At 61.3% G+C, this 793-nt stretch carries 1 pseudogene; it reads right to left on the bottom strand.

The window, feature by feature from the left end:
* Nucleotides 1–793: pseudogene (locus WX88_RS31190) on the bottom strand (gliding motility-associated C-terminal domain-containing protein); the annotation flags it as partial.

Raw genomic sequence — 793 nt, 5'->3', positions numbered from 1 at the left:
GTAGCGCTCGCCGGCCCGCGGGAATGCGGGCAGCCCGGCCAGGCTATCGCAGTTGGTCGCCGACAAGCTCAGCACCGGCGTACATGGCGGCGTGTTGAGTTCCAGGCATCGCTGTTGACTGCGGTTTAGCAACGAACTCAGGTAGCTCACATTGGCATAGCGGCCGTTGGTGAGCACATAATAGCAATAGGTTTGTCCTTTCACCAGCGCTGGGTCAGCGTCGGTATAGGTGCCACCCGTGGCGGTGCTTGGGGCAGTGGCAATGCGGACAAACGGATTGGGCGCGCCGCCCAACCGGCGGTATATCGCAGCCGGCTGGGTGGTATTATCCCAGGGCACGTTGTACGTCCAGCTCACGGCAATCTGGGTGGCGGTTGAGTTGGGCAGGGCCGTTGTACGTACACTGCTAGCCGTGGGCGCGAGCTCGCGCACTGGCGCTTGGCTGGTGCTGGCCGGGAACGTGCGTACGAACTCCAGCCGATAAGTATACTGCAGGTCCTGGGTGTTGATATTAGTATCTGTATAACAGGTGTCCGCGAGCGAAGTAATGGTGGCAATGGGTCTGAACGCCGTGGCCGCTGGTGCCAGGCCCTCGGCCCGCGAAAGCTCGTAGCTGGGAGTGCCATCGAACGGAATGCCACCTGCTTGTTTGGGCTGGGTCCAGCACACCTGGATTTGACCAGTAGCAACCGCCGTACTCTCCACATCAACCTTTGTAAGACGGGTAGCACTGCCAGGAAAGGTAGCACACGCTTCCTGGGAGGCAATGCTGGCACCACCGGCGGGCAAGGGG

Origin of the sequence: Hymenobacter terrenus, assembly GCF_000972495.1 — a bacterium.
GTDB lineage: Bacteria > Bacteroidota > Bacteroidia > Cytophagales > Hymenobacteraceae > Hymenobacter > Hymenobacter terrenus.
The sequence above is the reverse complement of the archived record's forward strand: the minus strand, read 5'-3'. Positions and strand labels throughout refer to the sequence as shown.